This is a genomic window from Bradyrhizobium sp. SZCCHNR1015 (assembly GCF_032489875.1).
In the GTDB taxonomy this organism is placed as follows: Bacteria; Pseudomonadota; Alphaproteobacteria; order Rhizobiales; family Xanthobacteraceae; genus Bradyrhizobium.
The window spans coordinates 1-5448 of the sequence record NZ_JAUEYW010000033.1; the positions used below are offsets into that span (position 1 = coordinate 1).

Sequence of the window (5448 nt, forward strand, 5' to 3'; positions counted from 1 at the left end):
GTGATCCGCGTCGGCGGCGCGACCGAGGTCGAGGTCAAGGAGCGCAAGGATCGCGTGGATGACGCGATGCATGCGACGCGTGCGGCCGTCGAGGAAGGCATCCTGCCGGGCGGCGGCATTGCGCTGTTGCGCGCCAGGCAGGCCCTGAGCCGGGTGTTCAGGAGCAAGAGCGAGCCGGACAGCATTTCCGACCTCGCGATGTCTGACACGCACGATCTGGGACGCTTGCTTCGTAAGCAGTCCTTGTTGAACAACAGGCTCTTGAATGAGATCTTCGCATCCATCGAGAAGCTGCTGAATTCCGACAGTCCGTTCGTCTATCCGGATCTCTTCTTTCAGCGTGTCCATCGTTTGCAGCTTCCCGATTCGCTCGAAGCCGAATTGATCGACTATCTGACAGAAATGATTCTCAACCTCAGAGAAAGGCGCGAATCCGCTCGCCGTCATTCGCGGACGCGGGGAGCGGGCTGGCAATCTGCTCGGCAAAATCCGGACATCATGCATGGCTTTGGTATCGTCATGAAGGCGTTGGAAGCACCGGTGCGCCAGATTGCGGCAAATGCCGGAGCCGACGGCTCCGTCATCGTCGGCAGATTGTTGGAGCGGGATCAATATGCTTACGGGTATGACGCACAGTCCGACGACTACGGGAACATGATCAGCAAGGGAATCATCGATCCGACCAAGGTCGTGCGGACCGCCCTGCAGAACGCTGCCTCCGTTGCGGGCCTGCTGATTACGACCGAGGCGATGGTCGCCGAACTCCGCAGAGAGCAGGCGGCGGCTCCGGCCACGCCGTCCGGCGGCAGGATGAGCGGAATGGATTTCTGAGGCTCGCCCGAAACTCAGTTCGTTCGCGACGACGTCACGAAGAACTGACGCCGCTTACGCAAGATCGCGATCCCAGGGCGGCTCCGGCGCGAAGGCCGCCGCGAGGTGGTCGATGAAGGCGCGCACCTTGGCCGAGGGCGTGCGATCCGGCAGGTAGACGGCATGCACCGCCAGCAGGTCCGATGGCGGCACCTCGAGCGTCAGCGGCACCAGCCGTCCCGCGCGGATCTCGTCGCCGACGATGAAGGTTGGCTGGTAGATCACGCCTTGCCCGGCGAGCGCTGCCGCGAGCAGCGCATCGCCATTGTTGGCGCGCAGATTGCCGCTCACGGTGACATCGACCGCGGCCTTGCCACCCATGCGCCAGCGCGACGGGCCGGCCGCCGCCAGCGTGTAGCCGAGGCAGTTATGGCTGCCGAGATCGGCCGTGGTGCGCGGTGTCCCATGCGCGGCGAGATAGGACGGCGCGGCGCAGACCATCATCCGGCACGGCGCCAGCCGCCGCGCCACCAGACTGGAGTCCTTGAGCGTGCCGATCCGGATCGCGAGATCCCAGCCTTCCTCGATCAGGTCGACCAGCCGGTCATTGAGCCCAAGCTCGACGCTGACGCCGGGATAGAGCGCGGCGAAGCTGGCGAGCAGCGGCGCGATCTGGCGCGTGCCGAAGGCGAGCGGGACATTGAGCCGCAACAGCCCGCGCGGCTCGACGCGGTCGGCCGCGATCGCGCTTTCGGCCGCCTCGAAGTCGCCGAGCACGCGCTCGGCAAGGTCGAGATAGCGGCGTCCGGCCTCGGTGATGGTCAGCCGGCGCGTGGTGCGGTGAAACAGCTTGGTGCCGAGCCGCGTCTCCAGCGCCGCGAGGTGCTTTGTCACCATGGTCGGCGACATGCCGAGCAGGCGGGCCGCGCCCGACAGGCTTCCGGAACCGGCCACCTTCGAGAGCACCTCCAGTCCGGTCAGCCGGTCCAACACTGGATCATCTCACTCTTTGGGTGTGAACTGATTTTCCATTGTATCGGATTATCGTCTTTCGGGAAATGATCCATATGCTGGGGGTCCCCACCGGAGGTTCCGATGATCGATTCCCGTACCGCGCCCTATGCCGCGCTTCTGCTCCGCCTCACCCTTGGCGGGTTGTTTCTGGCCCATGCCAGCCTCAAGCTGTTCGTGTTCACGCCGGCCGGCACCGCCAAGTTCTTCGGCAGTATCGGCCTGCCGCCCGAGCTGGCCTATCTGGTGATCACCGCCGAGATCCTGGCCGGCATCGCGCTAATCCTCGGCATCTACACCCGCTGGGTGGCGCTCGCCGCCGTGCCGATCCTGCTCGGCGCCATCTTCACCGTGCATGGCTCCGCCGGGTTCTTCTTCAACAATCCGAAGGGCGGCTGGGAGTATCCGGCGTTCTGGGCGGTGACCCTGGTGATCCAGGCCCTGCTCGGCGACGGCGCCTACGCGCTGGGCGGCCTGCGCAGCAGCCTCGCCGGCGGTCAGTTGCGCAGCGCGCACTGACACGGACAGTTGGGGTCGCTGACTGTTGCCACACTTTCGCTGTCATCACCGCGAAGGCGGGGATCCATAACCACAGGCGGAACTGGTGTGGGAACGACGGTCGATACTCAGCCTGCCTCGAGTGTCGATCACGCGGTATGGGTCCCTGCCTTGGCAGGGACGACAGCTGTGGTTTTGGCGCGCTATCTTGACGACGTGATCTTGACGACGTGTCAGCAGTCCGAGGAGAGATGACATGACCCTTCCCAGCATCTTCCTGTCGCACGGCTCGCCGATGCTGCCGCTCACGGATTCGGCGGCGCGTGACTTCCTCGTCAGCCTCGGCGGCCGCCTGCCGCGGCCGAAGGCGATTTTGGTGATCTCGGCGCATTGGGAGACGGACATCCCCGCCGTCAATGCGGTCGCCACCAACGAGACGATCTACGATTTCTACGGCTTTCCCCGTGAGCTCTATCAGTTGCGCTATCCCGCGCCGGGAGCGCCCGATCTCGCGCAGGCCGTCGCGGCGCGGTTGCAGGCGGCCGGGCTGCCGGTCGGCATCGACCGCGAGCGCGGGCTCGATCACGGCGCCTGGGTGCCGCTGCTCCTGATGTACCCGCAGGCCGACATTCCGGTGCTGCAGCTCTCGATCCAGACCGAGCGCGGGCCGGCACATCATCTCGCACTCGGCCGCGCGCTGGCCCCACTGCGCGACGAGGGCGTGCTGATCATCGGCAGCGGCAGCTTCACCCATAATCTCGGCGAATTCCGCAAGCGCCGGCTCGATATCGACGACCCCGCGCCGTCCTGGGTGGTCGACTTCGCCGACTGGGTGCACAACGCCGCGATCGAAGGCCGCGTCGACGACCTCGTCGACTACCGCCGTCTCGCCCCGCATGCGCGCGACAATCATCCGACCGACGAGCACTTCCTGCCGCTGTTCGCTGCACTCGGCGCCGCGGGAGAGGGCGCCCGCGTCGAACGGCTGCACAACAGCGCCAATTACGGCGTGCTGCGCATGGACGTGTATGCGTTCCATGGTGCCGACGAGGCGAAGGCGGCGGCCTGAGCCCGCAACTCACCCTGAAGGTTATCGGCATAAGTCCAAGACATTGTTCTTATTGCGGTTGACTAAACGCTGACCGAACTTTCCCTAAGCGAAGGCATTTCGTCGCATAGTCTGCGCCGCGAGAAGGTTTTGTTGTATCGCCTGAAGCAGAGCCGCACTTTGTAGTGATTTGTTCGTTGTAATGCCTACGCGCGCAAGCGGCAGATTGCTGCCCGGCCATCCTCTCCTGCGACCGGTTTCATTTTACCGCAATCTGCGGACGATCTTGTCTTGTATTTTCAATCTTTAGTTGGTGTGATTAGGGTCATTCAATCGAAGCTCCGGGTCAAGGGGAGGAGGAAATGAAAGTCGTAGTATCGTTTGGACTTTCGATTTTTGCGCTCGTAGTAGCAACGCCTGCGTTCGGTCAGATCGAGGAGATAGAAAGAGCTGCCAGTTCTCGTCCTAAGTTTGAGGCGATCAATAGTCCTCAAGACATATATGAATACGATCTAAGAGTTCAGAATCTCTGCGATGCTCAAGGAAGTCTGAGTTCGATTGCATCGTCATGGATAGGTCCGAAACGAACGGGGAATATTTTCGTCGATGGCTTCAATGTCAAAGATCGGTCTGTGGCACTTGCTGCCGTCGTTACCTTTCCAAACGCTAAGAAAGATGAAGTTGGCCAAGTCAAGGTGCCTCTTATTGTAAAGTCGAACTTTGGGGATCCGGTTGTTCAGAATTGCGATGGAAAGATCATTACCGATGTGAAGGCAAACGCTCGTATCAAGATTCATCTGGAATTCAAGCGAAGTGAAGTTGTACGATTTGGCGATCCAGCCAAGTTCATCGGTGGAATAGCGAAGGTTGGGAGCAGTGCGGTAGCGCTCGGAAGTTTTTCATCTGTCGGTGTAGGCAGTGTTGTTGTGCCTGTTGTCTCGTTTCTCGAGAAGAATACCAGCGCAATCTCAACCCTCAATACGGGGGTGAACGAGATAATGGAATCCTTCGCCGACGTCCGAGCGCCGGATCCAAAGCAATATGAGATCGATCCTGCAACTCGGCGGATCGTTTATCGCAGTGGGAGAGTTCCTGTCATAAATATCGTGAAGGAGGGAAGGTCGAGTGGCGTTATCGCTAGCGGACTAAACGGTTGGCCGGGAGTATATTCAGCATTTTCTTTTCGATATGGAGAGCTGCAGGGCTACTTCAACAATGCGCAGAATGCGGTAGATGCTCCGTGGTCAAGGAATTTGCAAAAGTTTTGTGCGAAACTCCGCGCCTATATTGACAGCGGAACTAAAGGCGATCGCTTCGCTACTGCGCTGGGCGTCGGATTTCACGCATTCTACAACTCGACTGAGTATGCCGGAAAGACCTGTCTGAATTCCTGGGAGATAGCTGCACTGCGAGCGCGACAGTTCTCTCCACCTTTCGAGAATGCATGGCCTTCTGAAACAGTTACCTCAGCCGTCGCTGTTCGCACTCAGGCGCAGCCGCATCGAGCAGCGTCGGGGAAGGCGAGGCTGGCCAGTGCCGTCGTTCGCTCCGAGCGTTGGTAAATTTTGCGTCCATCGTTATGACTGGATTGTCTGATGGCACTCCCGCAGGTTTGTTCAAATCGAACTTGCCCGTCGGGTTACTTTGTCGCAGATCATTTCGCTTGCGTCGTCGGGCAAATCACCGCGATCTTTCCGCGCATCCCGCCTCATCATGGAGGGGCGTTGCGCGCGATCGTCACGACACGCGAGGCGGGGAGCGGTGGCCGCGAGAGCTCGCAGCATGTCCTTGGCAGCATGTCCTTGGCAGCATGTCCTTGGCAGCATGTCCTGGATGTGCGGACGAACGACGTTCTTGCGGACGTGAAGTTGCAGGGTTCTGATACCTCGACGCTGGTATCACCGCGCAACGCGTGAAAGGCGTTGTCGCGCATGGCGGCCAACAAGCCGAGCGCCAGGAAGCCTGCATATAAGCGTGAAGACCATCGCGCAGGGAGGGCCGGGCGATCTCGGCTGAACCTGTGGTACCTGCCGCCTGCATTTTTTTGAGCAGGCGGGCCACGGGCGCGGCCAGCGCCCGGC

The 5448-nt window shown here is 61.0% G+C and carries 6 protein-coding genes; 5 read left to right on the top strand and 1 reads right to left on the bottom strand.

What is annotated here, in order from left to right; all coding sequences use genetic code 11:
- Positions 1-498: 498 nt before the first annotated feature.
- The gene (locus QX128_RS33285) at positions 499-831 is read left to right on the top strand and encodes a TCP-1/cpn60 chaperonin family protein (RefSeq protein ID WP_410053205.1); all 333 of its coding nucleotides are present in this window, start codon (positions 499-501) and stop codon (positions 829-831) included.
- Between the two features lie 54 nt (positions 832-885).
- On the opposite strand, the gene QX128_RS33115 is transcribed toward QX128_RS33285, so the two are convergent.
- The gene (locus QX128_RS33115) at positions 886-1803 is read right to left on the bottom strand and encodes a LysR family transcriptional regulator (protein WP_315805527.1); all 918 of its coding nucleotides are present in this window, start codon (positions 1801-1803) and stop codon (positions 886-888) included.
- A 102-nt stretch (positions 1804-1905) separates the two neighbouring features.
- On the opposite strand from QX128_RS33115, the gene QX128_RS33120 reads away from it, so the two are divergent.
- From QX128_RS33120 to QX128_RS33135, 4 genes are all read left to right on the top strand, one after another.
- Complete coding sequence (locus tag QX128_RS33120) at positions 1906-2340, top strand: DoxX family protein (protein ID WP_315805528.1); 435 nt, start codon at positions 1906-1908, stop codon at positions 2338-2340.
- Between the two features lie 235 nt (positions 2341-2575).
- Positions 2576-3388, top strand: a complete 813-nt coding sequence (locus QX128_RS33125) for a class III extradiol ring-cleavage dioxygenase (protein WP_316239653.1) — start codon at positions 2576-2578, stop codon at positions 3386-3388.
- A 341-nt stretch (positions 3389-3729) separates the two neighbouring features.
- Complete coding sequence (locus QX128_RS33130) at positions 3730-4929, top strand: hypothetical protein (RefSeq protein ID WP_316239654.1); 1200 nt, start codon at positions 3730-3732, stop codon at positions 4927-4929.
- Positions 4930-4962: 33 nt separating this feature from the next.
- A complete protein-coding gene (locus QX128_RS33135; protein ID WP_316239655.1) occupies positions 4963-5283 on the top strand; it encodes a hypothetical protein in 321 nt (106 codons plus the stop codon).
- Positions 5284-5448 lie beyond the last annotated feature (165 nt).

Coding starts and splice junctions, on each gene's coding strand:
- QX128_RS33135 (WP_316239655.1), top strand. CDS start 4,963: ATGGCACTCCCGCAGGTTTGTTCAAATCGAACTTGCCCGTCGGGTTAC.
- QX128_RS33130 (WP_316239654.1), top strand. CDS start 3,730: ATGAAAGTCGTAGTATCGTTTGGACTTTCGATTTTTGCGCTCGTAGTA.
- QX128_RS33120 (WP_315805528.1), top strand. CDS start 1,906: ATGATCGATTCCCGTACCGCGCCCTATGCCGCGCTTCTGCTCCGCCTC.
- QX128_RS33125 (WP_316239653.1), top strand. CDS start 2,576: ATGACCCTTCCCAGCATCTTCCTGTCGCACGGCTCGCCGATGCTGCCG.
- QX128_RS33285 (WP_410053205.1), top strand. CDS start 499: ATGCATGGCTTTGGTATCGTCATGAAGGCGTTGGAAGCACCGGTGCGC.